Genomic DNA, 22,946 nt, shown 5'->3' with positions numbered 1-22,946 from the left:
ATGAATTTATTAATCACAGGTGGAGCAGGGTTTATTGGTAGCAACTTTGTACGTTACATGGTTGAAAAATACCCTACTAATAATGTTGTTAATTATGATCTACTTACATACGCTGGAAATTTAGAGAATTTAACTGACCTTGAAAATAAGCTTAATTATTCGTTTATTAAAGGGGATATTGGCAATAAAGAACTTGTTGATCACGTTGTGAAATCCAATTCAATTGATATAATTGTCAATTTTGCAGCTGAGTCTCATGTAGACCGTAGCATCACAGACCCTGCTATATTTAGCCAAACGAATGTTCTTGGCACCCAAGCATTGTTGGATGTAGCAAAAGATAATAATATTCAAAAATATGTTCAGGTATCAACAGATGAAGTATACGGATCGTTAGGTGAAATTGGCTACTTTACTGAGGATACACCACTTAATCCAAATAGCCCTTATTCAGCAAGTAAAGCTGGAGCAGATATGCTAGTGCAATCATATCATGAGACGTTTGGCCTGAATGTTAACATTACTCGTTGTTCAAACAATTACGGTCCCTACCACTTTCCAGAAAAACTAATACCTTTAATGATATCGAATGCTTTAGAAGGTAGAGAACTTCCAATCTATGGAGACGGTAAAAATGTTCGAGATTGGTTACATGTTAAAGATCATTGTGCAGCAATTGATTTAGTTATTCATAAAGGAAATTCAGGAGAGGTTTATAACGTTGGTGGGCACAATGAAAGAACTAATAATGAAATTGTTCATCTAATAGTAGAAAAACTAGGTGTTGCACCTGAGTTAATTAAATATGTAGATGATCGACTTGGACACGATCGTCGTTATGCAATTGACCCTACGAAATTAACAAATGAGTTGGGGTGGCAACCAGAATATACTTTTGATACTGGCATTGAAGAGACTATTCAATGGTACATTGACAACCAAGAATGGTGGAAGAATATCAAGTCCGGAGAATATAAAAATTACTATTCTAACCAATACGGAGAAAAAGTGAATGTCTGAAGTTATTTTAGTAACTGGAAGTAACGGTCAACTAGGTAAAGATGTTGAAATCCTATTTTCTAAAAATGGATATGAAGTATATGGTTATAGTAGAGAGCAACTAGATATTACTAAGCTCGATAATGTTTCCAAAGTTTTTGAAGAAATTAAACCTTCTATAGTTATTCATTGTGCGGCTTACACTAATGTTGATAAAGCAGAAACGGATGCAGATGAAGCATATAAGGTCAATGCTATTGGGACGCGTAATATAGCTTCTATTTCAGAGAAGTATAGCGCAAAATTAGTATATATAAGTACGGATTATGTATTTAATGGGGAAAGTAATGGGGAATATAATGAGTTCTCACCAACCTCTCCATTGGGAGTGTATGGTAAATCAAAATTAGCTGGAGAAGATTTTGTTAGAGCTTTAACTTCAAAGTTTTTTATTGTTAGAACTTCTTGGGTATTCGGTTTGTATGGGAAAAACTTTGTGAAAACTATGTTGAACTTGGCCCAAGACAAAAAGGAACTTAATGTAGTAAACGATCAGCGAGGTTGCCCTACCTATACAGTTGATTTAGCTCATTGTATATCTAGATTAATTAGAACTGAAAAATATGGAACCTATCATTGTTCTAATTCCGGAAACTGCACATGGTATGAGTTTGCAAAAGCGATTTTTGAGGAGGCTGGCTTTGATATGAAAGTAACTCCCGTTGGAACTGAAGAGTTTCCGAGACCAGCAAAAAGACCGACTAATTCAGTATTTGATCATATGAGTTTAAGACTTAATGAATTTCCTGAAATGAGAAATTGGCGTGAAGCTCTTAGAACCTTTATTAAAGAATTAGCTATCGAAGGAAATAAATAAAAGTAAAATGAGTATGTCTAAATACTTTGTATAAAGACATGCTCTTTATTATTAATGATTTTTGAAAATTTAAACTCCATTTATCGAAAGGGAGGATATTTATGAAAGTAAGAAAAGCAATTATTCCAGCTGCAGGTCTCGGAACTAGATTCTTACCAGCAACTAAAGCTCAACCAAAAGAAATGCTTCCAATAGTAGACAAGCCTACCATTCAATATATTGTGGAAGAGGCAGTGCGTGCAGGTATTGAAGACATAATAATTGTCAGTGGGCGTGGAAAACGTGCCATTGAAGATCATTTTGATAAATCATATGAATTAGAAGAAACGCTTACTAAGAAGCAAAAGCATAAGATGTATGAAGAAGTGCATAAAATCTCGAACCTGGCAAATATTCATTACATACGTCAAAAAGAACCAAAAGGGCTTGGTCACGCAATTGGTTGTGCGAAGAGCTTTATTGGTGATGAGCCATTTGCAGTACTTTTAGGAGACGATATCGTTCGCTCTGAAAAACCTTGTATTGGTCAATTGATGGATGTCTATAATCGGTATAATAGTTCGGTTGTAGGAGTTCAACAAGTATCTAAGGATAATGTTTCTAAGTATGGTATTATTGCCCCTAAAGAGGGAATGTTGGAAGAAAGGGTCATCCCTGTTGAAACGTTTATTGAAAAGCCATCTATTGAAGAAGCGCCGTCTAGACATGCGATTCTTGGTCGCTACGTATTAACGCCAGAGATATTTAAAATTCTAGAGACATTACCTACAGGCGCTGGTGGTGAAGTCCAATTGACAGATGCAATTAAGGTATTGAATGAATCTCAAGCAGTTATCGCTCATGAGTTTGATGGGTATCGCTATGATGTTGGCGATAAATTCGGATTTATAAAAGCAACAGTTGATTTTGCTTTAAGGAGAGAAGACCTTCAGACTGAAGTGATGAAATATCTTAAGGAAGTTGTGAATAAAGAACTTGTTTACAGCTGATTTAGGTTATAGGTTTTAAAAGATTTTAAAAAGAAAAGTTTATAGCTAAATCGTCTGCAAAAAATATGAAGATCGATTTAGTTCCTTGTATCACACACTGATGGATCTTCAGAAGATTTATCAGTGTGCTTTTTTGTGGGTGAATAATTCTTTCTCTTAGAAACTCCTTTAGTATAAAAAAACTTTTCGAATTATATTAGTTGGTTTATAAGGGTAGTGATTGACTTATTTCATAAGAAAATTAGAGTTAGAGTGAAGAGATTCATTTGTTATTAATAAGGATCTTGGACGGATTTATAGAATATTCACATCGTGAAGTGAAGAATGAGCTATAATGTTCTTTGTGTGAATTGGTTTGTTTAAATCTCAAGTAAAAAACAAGTAGCAGTTATTTTTAAGTTTTTGGGTATGTACTTTTACTCTTTCGTTTTCAAAGATTATAAGTGGTCACCTTGTATTAATACCATTGGAAAGTGGACTGCGTTTTTGTGTTCGTTACTTTGTTATTTATTTTTATAATAATTATACTGCACAGAGTAACCTATGCTAGTACCAATCCCTAAACATTTTCAACAAAAAGCGTTATAATAGTTAGAATATTAGATTTTGTATTGATTACATCTTAACCAGAATATCTGCCTTTATATAATACAAGCAGAAGAAGGAGATAAAAATGGGCGAAATCAATGTTCTAATTCTGAGTGCTGGGAGACGGGTCGAACTCGTAAATTGTTTTCAAAAAGCTGCTAAGACACTAAATATTAAAAGTGCGATTGTCGCAGCAGACTGTTCTGATACTGCGGCTGCGCTTTATCTCGCAGATAAAGCGTGTAAACTTCCACGCATTAGTGAACCGAATTATATCGAAGCTATTATAGGTACATGTTTAATAGAAAATGTTGCTTTAATCGTGCCTACAATCGATAGTGATCTAATCTTGCTTGCGGAAAACAGGGAAAGAATTGAGGAATGTACTGGAGCAAAGGTTCTTATTTCGGATAAAGAAGTGATTAGGATTTGTAGAGATAAGATCAACACACAGCTTTTTCTAGAGAGTAATGATTTTCAAATTCCTAGAATGTACTCTGTTCAAGACATTAATAGTGGTAATTTCGCATTTCCTCTTTTCATCAAACCCAAATCCGGTAGTTCTAGCATAGATACGTTCAAAGTCACAAACATGAGTGAATTAGAAAATTCTCTAAACGTTGTTGAGGATCCTATCATTCAGGATTATATGGAGGGCGATGAATACACGATTGATGTCTTTCTAGGTTTTGATAGTAACATTATTACCGTGGTCCCACGATTACGCATTGCTACAAGAAGTGGGGAGATATCGAAAGGGAAAATTATTAAGGATCGTGAAATTATAGATGAAGTAACAAAGGTAATGAAGATCCTTAAACCCATTGGGCACATAACTGTACAAGTTATGAAGACAGAAAAGGGAATCGAATTCATCGAGATAAATCCACGATTTGGTGGGGGTGCGCCAATGAGCATCCAAAGTGGCGCAGATTCATGTGAGAATCTCTTCAGACTTCTACTAGGTGAAAAACTAGAGTATAACGAGGATTACCGAGACAATCTGACATTTATCCGATTTGATAGAAGCATTTGTCTTGATGAAGATATGAATCCAATCAACTATTAAATGGAGTTTGAAAGCGATAGGTCGGAAAGAGGGGTTTGAGATTTGCCTATCTAAAGCAGGTATGTGAGATTAAGAATTCCTAATTTAAATGAAGTTGAAAAGGTTGAATATGTTCTTGTCTCTCAGTTTACTGCACTAACCAAAGATTATTACTCACTAGTAAAGTAGTATTCGAGTAATGATATCGTTTTATATAGTGAACAAAAATTATTCTTTATGGAAAACGGAGCTTTGGTGAGTTTGGGAAAGGTTATGGAAGAAAACTCCACGCGAGGAAGCTTTTTTAGACAAATTCCCAATTTCCCAATCCCCCAAAACCCTATTATACTATATAGTATAGTTCTCTAAAAAGAACAAAAGAATAAACAAGAGATTGACCGATTAAAGGTGTAGAGGGATTTTGTCAGGCGAACCTATTCGTAAATAAGGTGGCCGTTATATGAAAAAAACGAACGGAAATTCAATCGTTATGAATATTGTACATCTCCTTTATAGTACAGCTCTTGCAAGTGCGCTAAATGCGGGTGCCCTTATTGTACTTGCAGCCTACCTTAAATCATCTAACTATGGGCTGTTCAGTGTTGCTCTTGCCTTCGCGATGATTATGGCGTATTTCACTGATGCAGGACTAAGTAAAATTGTCTTAAGAGAAGGTTCTAAGCATGAAGCAAATGTTCCTGTTGTCATGTCCTCTTACATCAAATTGCGGTTGATCTTGCTTGTAGCGACGTTTATTGTAGGATTCATCCTGATTCATTCACTCCACAGAGAAGATGCTATGCTACTCAAAACGTCTTACTTGCTAATCATTCCTTTTGTTATCGGTGTTTCCATGCAGAGTATCTCATCCACTTACTTTCAACTCATTGAAAAAATGCAATACTCTGGAATGATTCGAATCACATCCTCTTTATTACTAGTTTTATCAATTACAATCGGCATGATTTTTAAATGGGATCCCTCTCTAATCTATATAGCGTACGGCACATCTTATTTGTTATCAGGCTTACTTGGAATCGTTCTCGTTCTAAGGTTTACGAAGATTCCAATTCGCTGTTCATTCCATAGGGGATTGTTTGATCAACTATTATCGTTCACGATAACAGGTTTGTTGTTTGTTATCCTACCTCAGTTGGGTCCTATTTTGTTAGAAAAGACAGTATCCCTTTCTGAGGTTGGTCTGTTTGCAGTAGCTTATCGTATTCCGCAGGCGCTACTCCAGCTTCCTTTTATCGTTGCCGGCGCTTTTTATCCAGTCCTATTCCGGTATTACAATAGTAACCTTATCGATAAACATGCATCGCTCAATATGATTCAAATGAAGGCAATGGGGTTAGTTGGTATGGCGATGACGGTTCCTCTCTATTATTTTGCTGAGCCTATTATTCAATTATTATTTAGAGGGGAGTGGGGAAGTGCTGCAAATTTATTGAAGCTCATTTCAATCGTGTTATTTCTTCAGGGGATCACAATAGCCCTCGCCGATGGATTGACGACCCGAGCACGACAAACGCAAAGGATGATTGTTCAGCTCATTACTGTATTAGGTGCAGCCGTTCTATATTGGACGTTAAGCCAAACCTTTGGAATAATCGGTGCAGCATGGGCATGTATCTTGATTGAGGTCATTGCGTTAATTGGATTTTGGATCGTCTCTCCAAATCGAGCACTTGTAGCGAAAAAAATATTTCCGTTCATTATCATCTTGTTAGGAAGTTTAGTAGTAGGTGGTTTAGTATTCAGTAATCTTCCAATTCTTGCAGCCTTCGTTCAATACGTCATCATTGTCAGCTACATTTTGTTAGATAAACAAGTAAATCAATCGATTATCACCTATCTAACAAACAAGGGCGTTATAAACCGGGGGAAGGTAAGAAGAACAAAGCGTGTAGAAGATGGACTCTAGTGTTGATTTAAATCAATATCATAACGTGGAGGAATTAGGTAATGCGCTTTTAGTTTTTATATTCGCCTGTTCTTTATAATGAACTTGATGGGGGAGAGAGCATGAAGCGATTTTGTGATGTACTGTTTAGCGTCATCCTCATTCTATTACTTTCGATCCTTATTATCGTGGTGAGTATTCTCATCATGATGAAAATAGGTAGACCTATTCTTTTTAGACAAGAGCGAATCGGTTATAAAGAAAAACCATTTATTATTTATAAGTTTCGCACGATGACAAATGAGTGTGATTGTAATGGAATGCTGTTGCCTTCTTCAGAAAGGCTTACCTCCTTTGGACGGATTTTTAGAAAGTGGAGCATCGATGAACTTCCACAATTAATCAATGTGCTAAAGGGAGATATGAGTTTTATCGGCCCAAGACCGTTGTTGCCTAGATACTTACCTTATTATGAAGAGAGAGAACGAAAGAGACACTTGGTCCGACCAGGGATAACAGGAATAGCTCAAATCACTGGTAGAAATCAACTTGAATGGGGCGAGCGACTAGCATTGGATGTACATTATGTTGAGAATTTGTCATTCCGATACGATATGAAAATTGCTATCTTAACAATCATAAAAGTTTTGAAGAGAGAGAATGTTGAGGAAGACCCAGGCAAACACCTCATTAATCTTGATTTGGCGCGCAAAGACTCTGTGAGTAAAGAAGGGGAAGTGCAATAAGAACCTGCTACATAATTCTTGAAGTCTTCCTTACCTAGTTGATGGTGGTCATTACATGGTAAATAAGGAAAAAGTACATGACTTTGATTTGGGGGAATTTTATGGGATTCACGGTACTAAATCTAAATGATAAAAAGGTATGGCACGACTATTTAAACCAGTTGGATCATAAGGACGTATATTTTACTCCTGAGTATTGTGAAATTCATGAGAAGAATGGTGATGGAATCGCTCAGCTTTTCTTGTACGAAGAAGGCGAGGATTTTGTTTATTACCCTTACCTAGTAAGGAATTTAAACAAGCTTTCTTACCTAAAGAAGGTCACACAAAAGTATGGTGACCTCTATGACATTACAACGCCTTATGGATATGGAGGTCCAATTTCTAATGTAAAGAATAAAGAGCGATTATGTGAACTGCTGTCTCGATTCACTCTCGTGTTCAAAGACTATTGTAGAGCCACGAATATCATTTCAGAATTCATTCGATTTCATCCTTTGTACCAAAATCATGAACTGATTCCAGGGATTGAGAAAACCCACATTCGAGAAACGATATTTGTAGATCTAACAAGAGATTATGACGAGATTTGGGCGAATTATGATACGAAAAATAGAAACCGAATTCGGAAATCAAAGAGCTACGACTTTCGCATCAAACATGGGAATCGAAACGAATTGCAAGAGTTTCAAAGGCTATACAACGCTACCATGGAGAAGACAGGAGCAAAGAATTACTATCATTTCTCTAGCTCATATTTTCAAAATACCATGGATCTCTTGAAGAGTCATGTTGAATTGATCGAGGTGCTGACAGAAGAAGGGAAAGTCGTCATGTCTGTTCTCTTTATATGGGGTGATGACTATATCCACTATCATTTATTAGGGTCTGACGAGGATTATTTACGCTTCGCTACCAATAACTTCATTGTGGATTACGCCGTTAAATGGGCAAAGAAGAAAGGGTTTAAAGCCATGCATTTAGGTGGTGGATATGAAGGAAATCATGATAGTCTCTATAAATTCAAAAAGCGATTTAATAGAAATGGCGCATTGCCCTTTTATATCGGCAAACAAGTGCATAATCAAACGATCTATCGTGAGCTTGCTTCTACAGTTCCTAACGGTTTACAAGGTTTTTTTCCAGTTTATCGACACTTAGACAAGGTTCAAAACAAAATAGCTGAATATCACCAAAGACACTAGTGGTGGAAAGAATAGATAGTCATACCGTTTGAAATGAGATCTCTTGCTTGATATCAACTGATGAGGGGACGGATGAATGCTATGAATCTAGCAGAAAAAGATGTGCTGCTTGTTGCGCCTTTTACTAATCTACCTGGAGAGAAAGGGTTTAACCGGTTTAGTTACATCGCCAAAAAGCTCAGCGAAATCGGTCACCATGTCACACTTGTAACGAGCAGCTTTAAGCATAAAGAAAAGAAGTTCAGAGATGTAAACTTCATTGCGGAACAATCGCTACCTTACGAAGTGAAGATTATTCCTGAGCTCGGCTATACAAAAAACGTAGGGTTCGATCGGGTTTGGAGTCATCGACATTTTGCCAAGCAGCTCTCCGTATTCTTAAAGGAACTTGATAAGAAACCAGATGTAATTTACTGTGCCTATCCGATGATGGGGGCAGCTTATGAAGTAGGAAAGTTCGCTAAGAAGAATAACATCCCTTTTATCATTGATGTTCAGGATGTATGGCCTGAGTCGATTAAGAACACGTTGAAATTTCCTGATCCTGTTACGGATGCATTGCTTTTTCCATTAACACTCTATGCGAATCGTATTTATCAACTTGCGGATTCCGTTGTCGGTGTTTCGCAGAGTTATATCGATCGTGTTGAGAAAGTGAATCGGCATGCGAAAGATTTTTTACCAGTCTTTATCGGAACGGACCTGAGTCACTTTGATGCCTGCAAAGACGATCACGTTCATAAGAAACCAGGAGAGTTCTGGATTACGTATGTTGGAACATTCAGCTATAGCTATGACATACCAACCGTTATAAGAGCAGTAGCAAAGTTGAAGAAGAAGGGGTTTGATTCTATTGTCTTTAAGGTTATGGGAGATGGTCCTTTCAGGTCGAAATATGAACAATTGGCAACTGACCTCAATGCTCCCGTGCATTTCATGGGGCATTTACCCTACGAAGAAATGGTTCCTATTCTCGTGAAATCAGACGTTGCTGCCAATGCGATTACAAAGGGGGCGCAACAAAGTATAACGAACAAGATCGGTGATTACGTAGCAGCGGGGCTACCGGTAGTAAACAGTAGTCTTAATAAAGAGTTCTGTGACATCGTTACTGGTAGGGAAATTGGATACAATTACTTTCCAGGAGATGTCGATGCACTCGCAGATCTAATTGAATCGCTATACAATAACAGCGATTTAAGAGCAACTTACGGAATGAATGCAAGAAAATTAGCAGAAGAAAAATTTGATCGAAGAACGAGTTATCAAGAAATATATTCAGTCGTAGAAAGTGTTTCTATATGACGAGTACTAGAGGAACTTTAGATTGTACTGTTAAAACGATAGAACCTCCTCATTTTCAAATGCGTTATTACGTAGGGTTTTTACTATTGTGAAGAACTTACCTTTCTAGTCATTATCATGAAAAGGAAGAATAAAACTTCGCAGAAAAGTGTGGGGGGAGGGAAAGGTGATGACAAATACCAAACAACGATTTTTTGAATTAGATGCGATCCGAGGGTTAGCCGCATTGGCAGTTGTTTTTTATCATTATACTACTAGATATAATGATTTCTATCCTCGGAATGAAATGTTTGGTGATTTCGAATTTAAGTATGGTTATCTTGGTGTAAATCTCTTTTTCATCATAAGTGGCTTTGTTATTTATTTAACGTTAGATAAGTGTACGAAGTTAAGTGACTTTGGAATTAAACGAGTAATAAGACTGTATCCGGCTTATATTATAGGAGTTCTATTGACTTTTACAATTGTCGCCGTATTTGGATTGGCAGGTCAAGAAGTGGGTTTAAACGAAGCAATCATCAATTTAAGTATGCTTAGTGGATTTTTAAATGTGCCCTACGTAGATGGTGCTTACTGGAGCTTAACCATAGAACTTACATTTTATTTCATTATGGCTCTTTTGTTTTTTTGGAAGCTATTGAATAAGATAGAGGTTTTCTCATTACTATGGCTATCAGTAGGGTTTATTCATCTAACTATACCTGATGCTTTATATCAAAATCTGAGAAGCTATATTGAACTCATGGGTATATTAAATTTTTGTCATTTGTTTATAGCCGGTATTATGTTTTATCTATTGAGAACCAACTATCATAAGAAGTACTACGGTGTGCTGATTCTTTGTTTAGTATACGAATTCTTATTAAATGGTGTTTTGTTAGGATCGATCGTACTCTCGTTCTTCATCTTGTTCTATTTCATTGTTTTGGGAAAGTTGCATTTCCTAAATCATAAAGGATTAGTATTTTTGGGAACAATTTCATACAGTTTATATTTGGTTCATCAAAATATTGGTTATGTTATTTTGAATAATATGGACAGTTGGAATTTGACGCATCCTCTTTACATTGTAATACCTATACTAATCTCAATATTGCTTGCTTCCCTCGTAACTTTTTATATTGAAAAACCAATTCAATCCTATCTATTGAAGCGCTACACAACTATGAAGGGCGAAAAAGTATATAAGAGTAGGAGAAAAGCAGTTTAACTACTATAAGTAGTAATAAGATAAGCTATTTTCTAAATTCCATATATTAGAAAAGTCTAGCAATTATCATAACAGATCTGACAATAGATGCTATTGTAAATAATTGACAAATAGAAGTGTAACTTAGGCGATACGTCTGTCAGATGTTTGTCCACCTTCATATTATGTATAGAACGCACAGCTTTAATGCGTATCTATTACGGGTGAAGGAGGACTATAGCGTGATTATTGCAGATGATTTCTCTGCACAAAATGATGCAGAAATGATCCAACAGGCAATCGATTTTGCGGCTGTAAACAACACTAAAAGTGTACAACTCTTAGATCGTGATTATTCCATTACGCAACCGATCGTCATTAAAGAAGGTGTTCGCCTCTGCTTTGGCTATGGAGCGCGTTTTATCATATCAGGTAATTTTAGAGTTATTGAGCTTGAGAGAAATGCGTCTCTCATAGGTGCGTATATTGCAATTGCAGATTCAGCTTTCAACTCAGCGGTTATTTATCTTGATGGTAAGAATAAATTTTATAATTCCTGGTTTAGAACTAAAGTGAAAGATGTCACGATAGTGAACTGGAGTGGGACTCATAAAGGAACTGGTATCAAATTGTATTCAAACGGGCCAGGCCACGAAATTTCATTTGTGACGTTTCAAAATATTAAACTAGTTAGCTTGGGTACGGCTCTTCTTCTTCAGGCAGTAACACCACAAAGCGGGATAAGTTATGTGAATGGAAATACCTTCAGTGAATTTGTAATTGATGATTGTGTGCATTGCATTCGACTTCTTGCAGGAGTAACTTACCCAAATGATTGTAGTGGTAATGTATTTAATAATTTGCAAATACAAACATCTTCATCAACTGTTAGAGTATTGTCCGTAACTGGTCAGTATAACGAGTTTCATGGGATTGCATGGGATATTACGACTATTACTCATAATCAACCAATCGTTATTCTAACGAATAACAGCTCTTATAATACTGTTGCATTGAAAACTATTCCGTTAAACAAAATACAGAATAATGGTGTTGGAAACAAGATTGAGATCACTTAATTTCATAGAAAACCATTCGAGTCCTTCTACCGAATGGTTTTTACATAAGATTGAATCAGGTGAAATGGAAAACCTGATTTTGGAGATGAATCTTGCTAAAAGGATAAATTGAACCAGAAGGGAGAGCACAATGAAAAATAGAACGGTATTCCTCGCCATCTCATTTTTCTTTGTCGGTGTTTTCTTATCAATTGAATTTAGTCAATATACAAAGAAGGAGAGCGAAGCGGTTTCTTTAACTACGTACTCAGAGGACAAAGGTCAAGTGACGTATGTAACACCTGAACAATTTGGTGCGGGGGAGGAGGGTGAACAGGACGACGCAGAAGCTATTCAAAAGGCAATTGACTTCAGTGCTAAATCAGATATAGGTTTAGTACGGCTCACTGGGAACAAGACATATGTTTTGGAGAAGGGACTTATCATACGTGAAAAGGTTGAACTCAGACTTGATCAGAATACAAAAATTCAAGTTAGTGGTGACTTTCGCGTACTTGAATTGGAGCGAAATGCTTCTATCACAAATGGGATTATTGAAGTTGTTTCTCCTACTTTCACTTCAGAAGTTGTTTACATGGATGGGCATACACAACACTGGTCTACTGAACGCACGCGTGTGCATAATCTCACAATTGTTAATCTAAATGAAAAGCATCAAGGGACTGCTATCTATTTATCTGCTAATAAGAAGGGCGAGTACATCAGCTTTGTTAACATATCAGATCTTAACATCAATGGATTTTATAATGGTATTCATATTGAAGCCAGTAATGGAAAAGCTGGAGAACCTACTTGGATTAGCGGAAACCGCTTTACTAATATTACGCTAGACTATTGTGTTCGCTGTATCGAATTAAGTGGAGATGTTAGTGGTAAAAATGAAACCTCTGGAAATCAATTCAGCAATCTACAAATTCAAATCTCAAAAGTTACAGAAAGAGCTATTGTTGTAACTGGATCTTCTAATCGTATTGACGGAATAGTGTGGGACGCTCACCTTGCTCCTGGAAGTTCTTTAATTGAATTGAATTCTAAATCAGCCTACAATCGAATTGATTTAAATTTGAATCATGAATATATCGTAAATAAAGGTAATCAGAATAATGTATTAGAATCAAGGTAATAAGTGAAAGTACATTTCTAAAATACAAAAGGATTAATTAAAATTTTATAGAAAATAAAATTTATAAGTTGCTACCAGTTTATTGTAGAAATTTTTTTTATAAAGGCGTTCTTTATAGAGTACGATATTGCTATAAGAAACTCTGTTAGAAACACTTATTGATTTGTCTATAGTGTTAAGCCGAGTAATAAAGTAAAGTTTCAAGGAGGGTGAAGGATGGATAGAACCTCTCTAGCCATAGAAAGAAGTCCATTTATCATATTTTTGTTAATGGTATTCGTTACTATGGGAAAGTACTATATTTATGTGGGTTTTGCTATTAAACCGTACATGATCTTTTGTTTTCTATTTATGTTCTTTCATCTAACTTCATTTTACTTTCATAAGTTTCAACTATTTGAAATCTTTTTTTTCTTTTTCTATTTTATGTACATGTATTCTGGGGCGTTTTCACTTTATTCAACTTCTTCCTTTCGTGTGATGGTTGGAATAGGGCTGTATTTGCTTTGTTATTTAATTATTAAAGAAATCATAAGCGATTCGAAAGAATCGGTCATTGAAAGTGCTCTTGGGTATGCAGGTATTGTATTTAATCTAATTAGTTTGTTTCTATATATTCTTGGCTTAAGAATGATAGATAGTCTTGGAGATGGAGATTATAGAGCTTATGGCCTTTTACTTGATAGGGAATCACCAAGGTTAATGGGAGTTCTACAGGATCCGAATTTCTTTGTTTTTTATAATACACTCTTCTTCACTTACTATCTATGTAATAGTAAATCTTTGAAAAATAAGGCCGGTTTGATTCTTTGCTTGACTACTTCAGTACTTACTTTTTCAAGGGGAGGCCTGATTGCTCTTGTCCTGCTTTTTTTCCTTTATATCAGTATGAATAAGTTTGTCACCCAGCTAAAACTCTTAGGAACGCTCATTATTTCACTAAGTTTGATTGCTTATATAGCCATTGTGCAATTAAATTTTGATATGTTTGCGTTATTAGAGTCTCGAGTTGAAGAGTTTTCGATTGATCAAGGAAGTGGGAGGTTTGATCTGTGGGGGCGTGCTTTAGAGTTTTTTTCTACAAACATGGTATCTGGAGTAGGGTCCTTTAACTTTGAAGAATACAACTATTTTTATTACGGCGATCGTCTTGCAGCCCACAATACTTTTCTTGAAATCCTTTCTGAATCTGGTGTTTTTGGACTCTTTTTTTATCTATTATTCATCCTAATTGTTTTTTATCAACTATTCGAAAGTAAGCTTTACCGCACAAAGCCTTATCTTTTTCTGGCCTTTGTTGGTTATCTTTTACAAATGCTTTCATTATCACTCGTTTTTAATGATATATTTTTCTTATTCTTAGCTATTTTGTCGGCTTATCTTCACCAAAGTGAATATCGAGATACCAAATCCCCCCCAGTAGATTCACACATCGAAACTGATCGTGCCATATGAGTTTTTGAAATTAAAAAAGGAACTTTTACACTCGGAATGTTAATAAAAAACAATCCTTCCCTTTTTAAGAGTCAGTGATATAACGTTAGGAACAATGCTGAAACGTCAATAAAAGATTTAAACTCGTTAAGCTAATTTTAGAGGTTGGGGTAGCGTTAACAAAGAATTAATGATTAAATTCGTGTTTTATAAAGAACAAAAACATTCTTTTTGTTCTTTATGAGAAACGGCGGTAAATTGAGAAAAGAATAGAAAAAGCATGTATTACTCTTGTTTTTGAAGATATATAGATGATAGTAGTCCTTTCCATTCTTCTATAGGGGGACTATACTTATGTTAGAGTTCTCTAAAAAGAACGAAAGGTGAATGAAAACATTAAATTAGGAGGTCATTATGGAGCAGCGAATGGATATAAAGCAGTTTTTAAGGGTTATGAGAAAAAGGTTTCTTTCTATCATCATAACCACACTGGTTGTTTCATCAATTGCCATAGTGGCATCTTTGTTTTTGATTAAGCCGACCTATCAAGCTACAGAATATATTCTTATTGGGACGTTTGCTGAAGATAGTGCCTCAGTAAACGGTCAACAAATCGATCGTCTTCTTGCATCAACTATGGATTTCATCGAAAGTCCAATTGTTGATAATACGGTTAAAACAAATTTTAATTTTAAAGAAAGCGAGATTGAAGAAAGTGTTTCTGTTCAAAATACACGGAACTCACAAATTATTAATGTAATTGCGAAGGGTAATGATCCAGAAAAGGCTCAGGAATTAGCACACGCTATTGCTTCTACTTCGGTTGAAAAAATGGAAGAGTTGCTAAAGGTAAACCAAATAGAGCTTCTAAGTAAAAGTGAAGGGGAAACGAAACTATCTCGAGTCGATAAGCCAGTTGTTAATATCGTAATCGGCTTTGCAGTTGGTTTATTAATTGGCATTGGATTGGCACTTCTCAGGGAACAGTTCGATGATACTTTCTCTAACGCTAAAGAACTTGAATCACAGATGGGTGTAAAGGTGCTAGGAGAGTTAGATATAGTACCTACCAAAATTAGAAAACAGATGATTTATGGGAAAACAAAAAATGAAGATATCGTTTTTAGAGAGAATAAAGGAGGGGAAGCTCGTGCCTAGTCAGAAAACAGTGGTCCATGGAAAGACGAAGAAAGGGCAAGCTCGCTACCGCCTTAGAATTAATCAAATAAAAATGATTAGTGAAGAGCTTCGACAAAAAAAGAGGGTTGGTCAAAGGTGTATTTTAATTACGTCTATTGACCATTCATTTTATGATTCCTTTCTCTCATTTGACATGGCTACTACGTTCGCCGAACAAGGAATGAGAACTGTGTTGGTTGACGCGAATATTCGAGAAAAGAGTGATGAAACAGCAGAGTTCGGATTAATTAATGCGTTGCATAAGGGTAGTAATATAACAAGGTTCATCCATCCTACTAAAGTGAAAAATTTATCTTATTTACCATACGGAAGACCTTCTATTATGAATTCTAAAAGCTGGCAAATAGAAAGGCTTTTATGGTTAAAACAGCAGCTCACTGAAATCAGTGATGTTGCTATCATCGAATCACACAGTTATTTGAATTACCTTGAAATACAAATGCTAGCAAAAGTTTGCGAGGATGTAGTTGTTGTGGTGAGGAAACACAAAGATAAGAAGAGTAAAATTCAAGAAATGAAAAGGGATATGGAAACAGCTGGTATCCATCTAACTGGATTGATTTTTCAACCTCATTAACTAGAGGTTTCTTTGCATTTTTAATCTCATCCGTTTATCTTTCTGATACTAATAAAAAGCTTTCATCTAGAGTAAAGGAGTTCTACATACTACCTAAAGGGAGGACAGGGTATGAATCTCTTAATTCTTACGGACAAACTTATTCATGGTGGAGCGGAGAATTACTTTTGTCGGCTTGAAAATGAAATACATGCACAAGACTTTACCGTTTACACGGCTGCCGGTCCAGGTGAGTTACAATCTCAAATTAAACATAAAGAGAATTTTTATTGTATGAGCAGAACCAACCATTTAACGAATGTGAGAAGTATCAGGAGACTAATAGTAAAACGGGATATCGAGGTGGCTCATGCTAATAGCTTACGTATGGTATTGTATCTTCTTATGGTTAAGTTAACGCTCGGAAGAAAAAAAACTTTTGCCATTATTTATACAAAGCACAATATTACGGCGCTTGAGAAATACTCTTTCCTTTTTGCTAGTATCGTCAATAAATACGTTGATCGGGTCATTGCTGTTAGTGAATTTGAGAAAGAGAATCTCATAAACAAAGGCGTTCAACCATCTAAAGTCACAACTGTTTATAATGGAGTTGACATAGAAAAGTTTTATTTTAGCTCAAAACAAAAAAGCACTCACTTCAAAATTGGTATTTTGGCTAGGTTATCTGAAGAAAAGAATCATAAGCTCTTTGTCCAGGTTGCGAATGAGTTTAAAGATGTTCCTCATCTTCAATTCTATATTGCTGGAGATGGACCTGAACATGCATCCATCATAAATCAAATCGAATCATTAGGAGTACAGAATATTACGTTACTAGGTAATGTTTCTAATCCGGGAAAATTTATAAGGGAGATGGATTTGCTTCTATTAACTTCAAAAAGAGAAGTATTTCCCATGGTAATGCTTGAGGCAATGGCTACAGGCACTCCCCTCCTCGCAGTAGAGGTAGGAGGCGTAAAAGAAGCAGTCATTCATAATGAAACAGGTTTCCTAGTAAGACAGTATAGTGTAGATGAATTTTGTGACATTATTTATCATGTACTTGAAAATGAGGATATAAGCCGCCAGTTAGTTGTGCGTGCAAGAGAAAGAGTAGAGTCAGAATTTTCGATGGGAAAAATGGTAGAACGAACGATGGAAGCGTATATGCAGGTTAGCCATAAATGATTGTTCTCAATAAAGAATGGAATGGAGGTGATGTTTTGAAACGTGCAATTGATTTGAGTATTAGTGCTTTTACTCTACTGATGTTATCTCCATTCCTCTTAATTGCTTGTATTGCAATTAGGATTAAGTTGGGGGCACATATATTTTTCAAACAAGAAAGAATAGGCTATAAAAATGAGGTTTTTACTGTATATAAGTTACGCACAATGTCTGATGAAAGGGATAAGGAAGGCAGTTTGCTCCCAGACTCGGTTCGACTAACTCGTACTGGGAAGATTCTTAGAAGATTAAGTCTAGATGAGATTCCACAGCTGATCAACGTCATAAAAGGAGAAATGAGTCTTGTGGGTCCAAGACCTTTGCTAGTGAAATACCTACCTTATTACTCAGAAAGAGAACGTAAGCGACACGAAGTAAGACCTGGTATAACAGGACTTGCTCAAATAGCAGGTAGAAATACGCTTAAGTGGGAAGAACGATTTGAACTTGATGTCCAGTATGTTGAGGAAGCTACTACCTGGTTAGACATAAAGATTATGTTGGTAACCGTAGTAAAAGTCTTACGAAGAGAGAGTATTCTTGATGTACCAGGAGATCATTTAATGGACTTTGATATGGAACGGAAACTCAAAGTTTAATACGACAAAAAGGAGTTCTTTAGATGAAGAGTCTTCAAATTCAACCACTTCTTGAGACGGATGCTGGCTCTATTTCTAGATTGATAGAATCGGGAATTAAACATAACGTTTTTCCACTTACCATATATAGCTCTCCGAAATATAGTGAATTTGTAAAAAAAAGCATGTCTAATTCAGTGGATGTGAAGTTTTTCGGAGCATATTATGAAAATCATTTGCTTGGATTTACAGAGTGGAGGATAACCGATAACCAACTATTTTTGAACAATATTGCTACCTCTAAGAAGGCACGAGGCTTGGGAATTGGGCGCAAATTGTACCATCACGGATTATCTTCTTTGGAAAGGCGATCAATGATATGTCTTGCTCTTGATGTGTTCGACGATAACATATTTGCAAAAGCATGGTATGAAAAAATGGGCTTTGAACAAATTGACTTAACTCACTGGTACACTTCTCCACAAAATCTGATAGAGCGAAGAGAAGGCGGAAATTTTCATATTACTAACTTTGATCAAGCCAAAGAACATCATGGTAAGTATGGTTTCTCAGTTATCAACATTGCAACAAGTATAGGTGAGTATGGGATAGGGCGCATTAATAGCTCACATTTTCGTATTAGTGATAAATGTTTACTAGATACGGATTTGCTTGTTGCTCTAAAAGAGATTGACGAAGACCGTAATCTCTTGTTGCTGAGCAAACAATCTTCTGTAGACGGATTTAAAAAGGTAAGCACAAGTCATCGGATGAGGAAGGGCATATTACACCAGGTGGGGGGTATATGACTATCACAAGGGAGGTTATGAATATAGAAAATCATAAACGAATCTACTTATCTCCACCTCATATGACCGGTAAAGAACAAGTGTATATCTCTAAAGCATTCGAATCCAATTGGATTGCACCCCTTGGACCAAATGTAGATGCGTTTGAAAATCAAATCAAAACCTATACGAATGTAAAGGGGGCCCTTGCAGTAAGTTCTGGGACTGCTGCTATCCACCTTGCTCTGCGTTTAATTGGTGTTGAACCAGGGGACCATGTCTTTTGTTCTAGCTTTACATTTATAGCGAGTGCTAATCCTATCTTGTATGAAAGAGGAACACCAGTCTTTATCGATTCGGAGCCTGAGACATGGAATATGTCGCCAACTGCATTACATCAAGCATTTGAAGAAGCTGTGAAAGAGAAGAAATTACCGAAAGCTGTTATTGTTGTTCATCTATATGGTCAAAGTGCAAAGATGGATGACATCCTTGCGATATGTAACTATTACAATGTTCCGGTTATTGAAGACGCTGCAGAATCATTGGGTGGTTTATACAAAAATAAGAAAACTGGCAGCATGGGGAAGTACGGTGTTTATTCGTTTAATGGGAATAAAATTATTTCCACTTCTGGTGGAGGGATGCTGGTTTCAAATGATCAAGACGCGATTGATCAAGCAAGGTACTATGCTACACAAGCAAAAGATAAAGCCCTCCATTATGAACATAGTCAAGTTGGGTACAACTATCGGATGAGTAATATACTAGCTGGAATGGGGATTCCACAGCTTCAAGTAATCGATGAGAGGGTGGAAAAGAAGCGTAAGCTATTTACCAAATATAAAGAAGCATTCAAGAATATTGAAGGAGTTTCATTTATGCCAGAAGCGGAAGGGATGTACCATAATCGTTGGTTGACCACTATGACCATCGACCCAACTCTATGGGGCAAGTATCCAGAAGATTTCGTGAAGGCACTTGAAAGAGAAAATATTGAAGCAAGACCGCTTTGGAAACCACTCCATCTCCAACCATTATTTAAGAACCATCGGTTATATTCCCATTCGATAAATGATGTGAGCGTCAGTGAAAAGTTATTTCGTACAGGGATTTGTCTCCCATCAGGTACGAACATGACGGAAGCAGAACAAAAAAGGGTAATTTCAGTGTTGAAAGAAAACTTACAGGAGAAGTCAAAAAGTCCTATGGTCCGGATTGAAAGTTTCAGATAAAGAGTCATGTCTGGTCGTTCTTTATAAAGAATGAAAAGGGAAGTAAAGGGGCTGGTAGGATTGAAGTTACAGAATAAGCTATGGAGTGCTATGTTACTAGACTCGGTTATTGTATTCACTTCTGTTTATATTAGTACCATCTCATTATTTCCTGTATCTGAAGTGTTTACAATACCACTTCTAGTTATCTCGATTACTCTCATACTCAGTCATCACATCTTTGCACATTACTATAAGATGTATAAACGAGCTTGGGAATATGCGAGCATAGGGGAATTAATCATCATTCTCAAAGCTGTAAGCTTATCTGTCATAGTAGCTGCACTTTGTCAGTATGTTTTCATGCAAGACATTTTCTTTAGAGTATTAGCTTCAACATGGATGATTCAATTGTTTTTAATTAGTGGCACACGTTTTTCTTGGAGAATTTATCAAGAAAGAAACTCTTTAAAGAGTTATAAACAAATGAAACCCACACTTATTGTAGGGGCGGGTTGCGCAGGAACCCTCGTTGCACGGCAGTTAAAATATAACCAGGAAAGCGGACTCCAGCCTGTTGCTTTTATCGATGATGATAAACGAAAGCAAAATCTTGATATTATGTGTTTACCCGTAGTCGGTGGCACAGATTCTCTGACTGAGAATGTAGAGAAGTTAGGTATCGAAACGATTGTGATTGCAATCCCTTCATTAAGTAAAAAAGAGTTGCACAAGATTTATCAGGAGTGCAACAAAACAAACGCCACCACTCAAATGATACCAATGTTTGAGGATCTTGTAACAGGCAAAGTATCCGTTAGTGATATTCGAAATGTTGAAATTGGTGATTTACTTGGGAGGCCATCAATCCAATTAGATACAGATTCAATTGAGAAACTTGTAAAAGGAAATGTGATTCTAGTAACTGGTGCAGGAGGTTCAATTGGTTCAGAAATATGCAGACAGCTATCAAGTTACCAGCCCTCTCAAATCATATTGTTAGGACATGGAGAGAACAGTATCTATTCAATTGAGATGGAACTAAATACAAACTTTGGAACGGACACTAGATTCACCACGGAAATTGCGGATATTAAGGATCGTGAAAAAATTTTAAAACTCATGGTTCATTATCGTCCAAAGGCTGTATTCCATGCAGCGGCTCATAAACATGTACCATTAATGGAACGAAACCCAGAAGAGGCGATTAAAAATAATGTTTACGGAACTCGTAATGTAGCTGAAGCCGCTGATGTAGCTGGTGTCGAGACGTTTGTGATGATTTCAAGTGATAAGGCTGTTAATCCGACAAGCGTAATGGGAGCGACCAAGCGAATAGCTGAAATGATTGTTCAAAATCTTGATAAGAAAAGTAAGACAAGGTTTGTAGCTGTTCGTTTTGGAAATGTACTAGGTAGTCGGGGAAGTGTCATCCCATTGTTCAAAGAACAAATCCGAAAGGGCGGACCTGTCACCATAACCCATCCAGAAATGGAACGGTACTTTATGACGATTCCAGAAGCCTCAAAGTTGGTTCTTCAAGCTGGCGCTCTTGCTAAAGGTGGAGAAATCTTTGTTCTAGACATGGGCGACCCAGTTAAAATTCTCGACTTAGCACACAACTTAATACGGTTATCAGGTCTTTCAGCAGACGATATAGGAATTGAGTTCACAGGGATGAGACCCGGTGAAAAACTATACGAGGAATTACTCAATGATTATGAAGTTCGAGAAAAGCAAATCTATCCTAAGATCTATATCGGTAAGTCAGTTGAAGTCAATGTGAATGAAGTAATTGAGAGGGTAGATGAGTGTTGGTCTAAGGACAAGTCCGTTGTAAGAGAGGTACTCTTATCGATTGCGAATCATCCTGTTCCACATAAAGGATCAGAAGCCGTGAGTATTTAAAGAGGGAGGTTACGTTTCAAGTGTCTACGAAAAAAAATGTTCTTCATGTTTTACCATTTCCTATTTTGCTGAGTCTAGTAGAGGAGAAATTCGATGGAAGAATAAGATACATGGATTATTTAGTAATTGAGGATGCACCTTCTTGAAAGAAGGGGGAGGAACGGAGTACAGAGAACTTTTTCTAGAAATCAGACAGTATGTTAAAGAAATAGAAAGGAATAAAGGAAGTACTCTAACTGCTGAGAAAACTGTAGATGAATTGAAGTTCATCTTTCTTAAATATTTACTAGACAGTGAATACATCCCAAAAAAAGATACGGGTGATTCTAATGAGCCCCACTCCAATTGTAAATAAAACTAAGAAATTGTCGACTAGGAATTCTGTTTATTGGTTGATAGTTTTTGCCATCCCCTTCTTCTTCCTTCTTTTTGCTGGTCGTTGGTTGGTTATTGACCAACAAGCAAAACAGGCTGATGTCATTTTTGTGTTAAGTGGTGGAGAGGGTCGTGTAGATAAGGGGTTAACTCTCATCGAACAAGGCTTTTCTAATAAAATTGTTTTAACCAATGCTCGTGGTTTTTCCGCAGCTGATTTTAAGAGGGTGAATGATGAGATAACCTACGAAAATGTGTACACAGATTATGAGTCTACAAGTACGTTAGCCAGTGCAAAATATTCAAAAGAATTGATGCAAAGTGAGGATATGACCTCTGCTCTTATTGTTTCATCCGATTACCACATGAGAAGAACAAAGCTAATTTATGATCGTACCTTTAATGACGGTGGTATTGAATTAACATTTATCAGTACAGAGAGTGACTATCTCCCAGAGCGGTGGTGGGCAGATAAGTATAGTATCGGTGTAACTGGAAGTGAGTACATTAAGCTAATTGGAAATTTCATAGGTATTCATGGAGCTTTTGCGAAAAGACAACTGTATAAATTTGAGAGCTATTTCTTCTCATAGTTTAAAGAAAGGAAGT

At 36.5% G+C, this 22,946-nt stretch carries 22 protein-coding genes; all 22 read left to right on the top strand.

What is annotated here, in order from left to right; genetic code table 11:
• The 22 genes from rfbB to LCM09_RS06995 all read left to right on the top strand — a co-directional run bounded on the left by rfbB (nucleotide 1) and on the right by LCM09_RS06995 (nucleotide 22,930).
• Nucleotides 1-1,020, top strand: coding sequence for a dTDP-glucose 4,6-dehydratase (rfbB, locus tag LCM09_RS07095; RefSeq protein ID WP_224879944.1), 1,020 nt, complete (start codon nucleotides 1-3; stop codon nucleotides 1,018-1,020).
• On the top strand, nucleotides 1,013-1,876 hold the full coding sequence (gene rfbD / locus LCM09_RS07090) for a dTDP-4-dehydrorhamnose reductase (RefSeq protein ID WP_224879942.1): 864 nt from the start codon (nucleotides 1,013-1,015) through the stop codon (nucleotides 1,874-1,876). The genes rfbB and rfbD overlap by 8 nt, the downstream gene beginning before the upstream one ends.
• A 101-nt stretch (nucleotides 1,877-1,977) precedes the next feature.
• On the top strand, nucleotides 1,978-2,865 hold the full coding sequence (galU, locus tag LCM09_RS07085) for a UTP--glucose-1-phosphate uridylyltransferase GalU (protein ID WP_224879941.1): 888 nt from the start codon (nucleotides 1,978-1,980) through the stop codon (nucleotides 2,863-2,865).
• Between the two features lie 673 nt (nucleotides 2,866-3,538).
• Nucleotides 3,539-4,522: an ATP-grasp domain-containing protein gene (locus tag LCM09_RS07080; protein ID WP_224879938.1), complete on the top strand. Its 984-nt coding sequence runs from the start codon at nucleotides 3,539-3,541 to the stop codon at nucleotides 4,520-4,522.
• A gap of 439 nt (nucleotides 4,523-4,961) precedes the next feature.
• Entirely contained in the window at nucleotides 4,962-6,428 is a 1,467-nt protein-coding gene (locus LCM09_RS07075; RefSeq protein WP_224879937.1) for an oligosaccharide flippase family protein, read from the top strand.
• A 101-nt stretch (nucleotides 6,429-6,529) separates the two neighbouring features.
• Nucleotides 6,530-7,153 carry a sugar transferase gene (locus LCM09_RS07070; RefSeq protein WP_224879935.1) on the top strand — a complete coding sequence of 208 codons (624 nt, stop codon included), beginning with the start codon at nucleotides 6,530-6,532 and terminating at the stop codon, nucleotides 7,151-7,153.
• A gap of 101 nt (nucleotides 7,154-7,254) precedes the next feature.
• On the top strand, nucleotides 7,255-8,358 hold the full coding sequence (locus LCM09_RS07065) for a lipid II:glycine glycyltransferase FemX (RefSeq protein ID WP_224879933.1): 1,104 nt from the start codon (nucleotides 7,255-7,257) through the stop codon (nucleotides 8,356-8,358).
• Between the two features lie 72 nt (nucleotides 8,359-8,430).
• Nucleotides 8,431-9,663, top strand: coding sequence for a glycosyltransferase family 4 protein (locus LCM09_RS07060; protein ID WP_224879931.1), 1,233 nt, complete (start codon nucleotides 8,431-8,433; stop codon nucleotides 9,661-9,663).
• A 169-nt stretch (nucleotides 9,664-9,832) separates the two neighbouring features.
• Nucleotides 9,833-10,873 (top strand): acyltransferase family protein, encoded by a 1,041-nt coding sequence (locus LCM09_RS07055; protein ID WP_224879929.1) that lies wholly within the window; start codon nucleotides 9,833-9,835, stop codon nucleotides 10,871-10,873.
• A 164-nt stretch (nucleotides 10,874-11,037) separates the two neighbouring features.
• Nucleotides 11,038-11,931, top strand: coding sequence for a hypothetical protein (locus LCM09_RS07050; protein ID WP_224879926.1), 894 nt, complete (start codon nucleotides 11,038-11,040; stop codon nucleotides 11,929-11,931).
• A gap of 130 nt (nucleotides 11,932-12,061) precedes the next feature.
• The gene (locus tag LCM09_RS07045) at nucleotides 12,062-13,054 is read left to right on the top strand and encodes a glycoside hydrolase family 55 protein (RefSeq protein ID WP_224879924.1); all 993 of its coding nucleotides are present in this window, start codon (nucleotides 12,062-12,064) and stop codon (nucleotides 13,052-13,054) included.
• A gap of 216 nt (nucleotides 13,055-13,270) precedes the next feature.
• Nucleotides 13,271-14,509 (top strand): O-antigen ligase family protein, encoded by a 1,239-nt coding sequence (locus LCM09_RS07040; protein ID WP_224879923.1) that lies wholly within the window; start codon nucleotides 13,271-13,273, stop codon nucleotides 14,507-14,509.
• Between the two features lie 393 nt (nucleotides 14,510-14,902).
• Complete coding sequence (locus tag LCM09_RS07035; protein ID WP_224879920.1) at nucleotides 14,903-15,646, top strand: YveK family protein; 744 nt, start codon at nucleotides 14,903-14,905, stop codon at nucleotides 15,644-15,646.
• Nucleotides 15,639-16,265 carry a P-loop NTPase family protein gene (locus LCM09_RS07030; RefSeq protein ID WP_224879918.1) on the top strand — a complete coding sequence of 209 codons (627 nt, stop codon included), beginning with the start codon at nucleotides 15,639-15,641 and terminating at the stop codon, nucleotides 16,263-16,265. The genes LCM09_RS07035 and LCM09_RS07030 overlap by 8 nt, the downstream gene beginning before the upstream one ends.
• A gap of 111 nt (nucleotides 16,266-16,376) precedes the next feature.
• On the top strand, nucleotides 16,377-17,435 hold the full coding sequence (locus LCM09_RS07025; RefSeq protein WP_224879916.1) for a glycosyltransferase family 4 protein: 1,059 nt from the start codon (nucleotides 16,377-16,379) through the stop codon (nucleotides 17,433-17,435).
• Entirely contained in the window at nucleotides 17,432-18,073 is a 642-nt protein-coding gene (locus LCM09_RS07020; protein WP_224879914.1) for a sugar transferase, read from the top strand. Before LCM09_RS07025 ends, LCM09_RS07020 begins: the two co-directional genes overlap by 4 nt.
• A 23-nt stretch (nucleotides 18,074-18,096) precedes the next feature.
• Nucleotides 18,097-18,861 carry a GNAT family N-acetyltransferase gene (locus tag LCM09_RS07015; protein ID WP_224879913.1) on the top strand — a complete coding sequence of 255 codons (765 nt, stop codon included), beginning with the start codon at nucleotides 18,097-18,099 and terminating at the stop codon, nucleotides 18,859-18,861.
• Nucleotides 18,858-20,075: a DegT/DnrJ/EryC1/StrS family aminotransferase gene (locus LCM09_RS07010; protein WP_318246491.1), complete on the top strand. Its 1,218-nt coding sequence runs from the start codon at nucleotides 18,858-18,860 to the stop codon at nucleotides 20,073-20,075. Before LCM09_RS07015 ends, LCM09_RS07010 begins: the two co-directional genes overlap by 4 nt.
• A 60-nt stretch (nucleotides 20,076-20,135) precedes the next feature.
• Nucleotides 20,136-21,962, top strand: coding sequence for a polysaccharide biosynthesis protein (locus LCM09_RS07005; protein WP_404800786.1), 1,827 nt, complete (start codon nucleotides 20,136-20,138; stop codon nucleotides 21,960-21,962).
• A 20-nt stretch (nucleotides 21,963-21,982) separates the two neighbouring features.
• The gene (locus LCM09_RS20710; protein ID WP_263622836.1) at nucleotides 21,983-22,108 is read left to right on the top strand and encodes a hypothetical protein; all 126 of its coding nucleotides are present in this window, start codon (nucleotides 21,983-21,985) and stop codon (nucleotides 22,106-22,108) included.
• Entirely contained in the window at nucleotides 22,105-22,317 is a 213-nt protein-coding gene (locus LCM09_RS07000; RefSeq protein ID WP_224879911.1) for a hypothetical protein, read from the top strand. The genes LCM09_RS20710 and LCM09_RS07000 overlap by 4 nt, the downstream gene beginning before the upstream one ends.
• Nucleotides 22,292-22,930 (top strand): YdcF family protein, encoded by a 639-nt coding sequence (locus LCM09_RS06995; RefSeq protein WP_224879909.1) that lies wholly within the window; start codon nucleotides 22,292-22,294, stop codon nucleotides 22,928-22,930. The genes LCM09_RS07000 and LCM09_RS06995 overlap by 26 nt, the downstream gene beginning before the upstream one ends.
• Nucleotides 22,931-22,946 lie beyond the last annotated feature (16 nt).

Origin of the sequence: Guptibacillus algicola, assembly GCF_020171805.1 — a bacterium.
Lineage (GTDB): Bacteria > Bacillota > Bacilli > Bacillales > Guptibacillaceae > Guptibacillus > Guptibacillus algicola.
This window is presented reverse-complemented; position numbering and strand designations above follow the sequence as displayed.

Coding starts and splice junctions, on each gene's coding strand:
- rfbD (WP_224879942.1), top strand. CDS start 1,013: ATGTCTGAAGTTATTTTAGTAACTGGAAGTAACGGTCAACTAGGTAAA.
- LCM09_RS07050 (WP_224879926.1), top strand. CDS start 11,038: ATGTATAGAACGCACAGCTTTAATGCGTATCTATTACGGGTGAAGGAG.
- LCM09_RS07035 (WP_224879920.1), top strand. CDS start 14,903: ATGGAGCAGCGAATGGATATAAAGCAGTTTTTAAGGGTTATGAGAAAA.
- LCM09_RS07060 (WP_224879931.1), top strand. CDS start 8,431: ATGAATGCTATGAATCTAGCAGAAAAAGATGTGCTGCTTGTTGCGCCT.
- LCM09_RS07015 (WP_224879913.1), top strand. CDS start 18,097: ATGAAGAGTCTTCAAATTCAACCACTTCTTGAGACGGATGCTGGCTCT.
- LCM09_RS07080 (WP_224879938.1), top strand. CDS start 3,539: ATGGGCGAAATCAATGTTCTAATTCTGAGTGCTGGGAGACGGGTCGAA.
- galU (WP_224879941.1), top strand. CDS start 1,978: ATGAAAGTAAGAAAAGCAATTATTCCAGCTGCAGGTCTCGGAACTAGA.
- LCM09_RS07070 (WP_224879935.1), top strand. CDS start 6,530: ATGAAGCGATTTTGTGATGTACTGTTTAGCGTCATCCTCATTCTATTA.
- LCM09_RS07020 (WP_224879914.1), top strand. CDS start 17,432: ATGATTGTTCTCAATAAAGAATGGAATGGAGGTGATGTTTTGAAACGT.
- LCM09_RS07025 (WP_224879916.1), top strand. CDS start 16,377: ATGAATCTCTTAATTCTTACGGACAAACTTATTCATGGTGGAGCGGAG.
- LCM09_RS07075 (WP_224879937.1), top strand. CDS start 4,962: ATGAAAAAAACGAACGGAAATTCAATCGTTATGAATATTGTACATCTC.
- LCM09_RS07040 (WP_224879923.1), top strand. CDS start 13,271: ATGGATAGAACCTCTCTAGCCATAGAAAGAAGTCCATTTATCATATTT.
- LCM09_RS07055 (WP_224879929.1), top strand. CDS start 9,833: ATGACAAATACCAAACAACGATTTTTTGAATTAGATGCGATCCGAGGG.
- LCM09_RS07010 (WP_318246491.1), top strand. CDS start 18,858: ATGACTATCACAAGGGAGGTTATGAATATAGAAAATCATAAACGAATC.
- LCM09_RS07065 (WP_224879933.1), top strand. CDS start 7,255: ATGGGATTCACGGTACTAAATCTAAATGATAAAAAGGTATGGCACGAC.
- rfbB (WP_224879944.1), top strand. CDS start 1: ATGAATTTATTAATCACAGGTGGAGCAGGGTTTATTGGTAGCAACTTT.
- LCM09_RS07045 (WP_224879924.1), top strand. CDS start 12,062: ATGAAAAATAGAACGGTATTCCTCGCCATCTCATTTTTCTTTGTCGGT.
- LCM09_RS06995 (WP_224879909.1), top strand. CDS start 22,292: ATGAGCCCCACTCCAATTGTAAATAAAACTAAGAAATTGTCGACTAGG.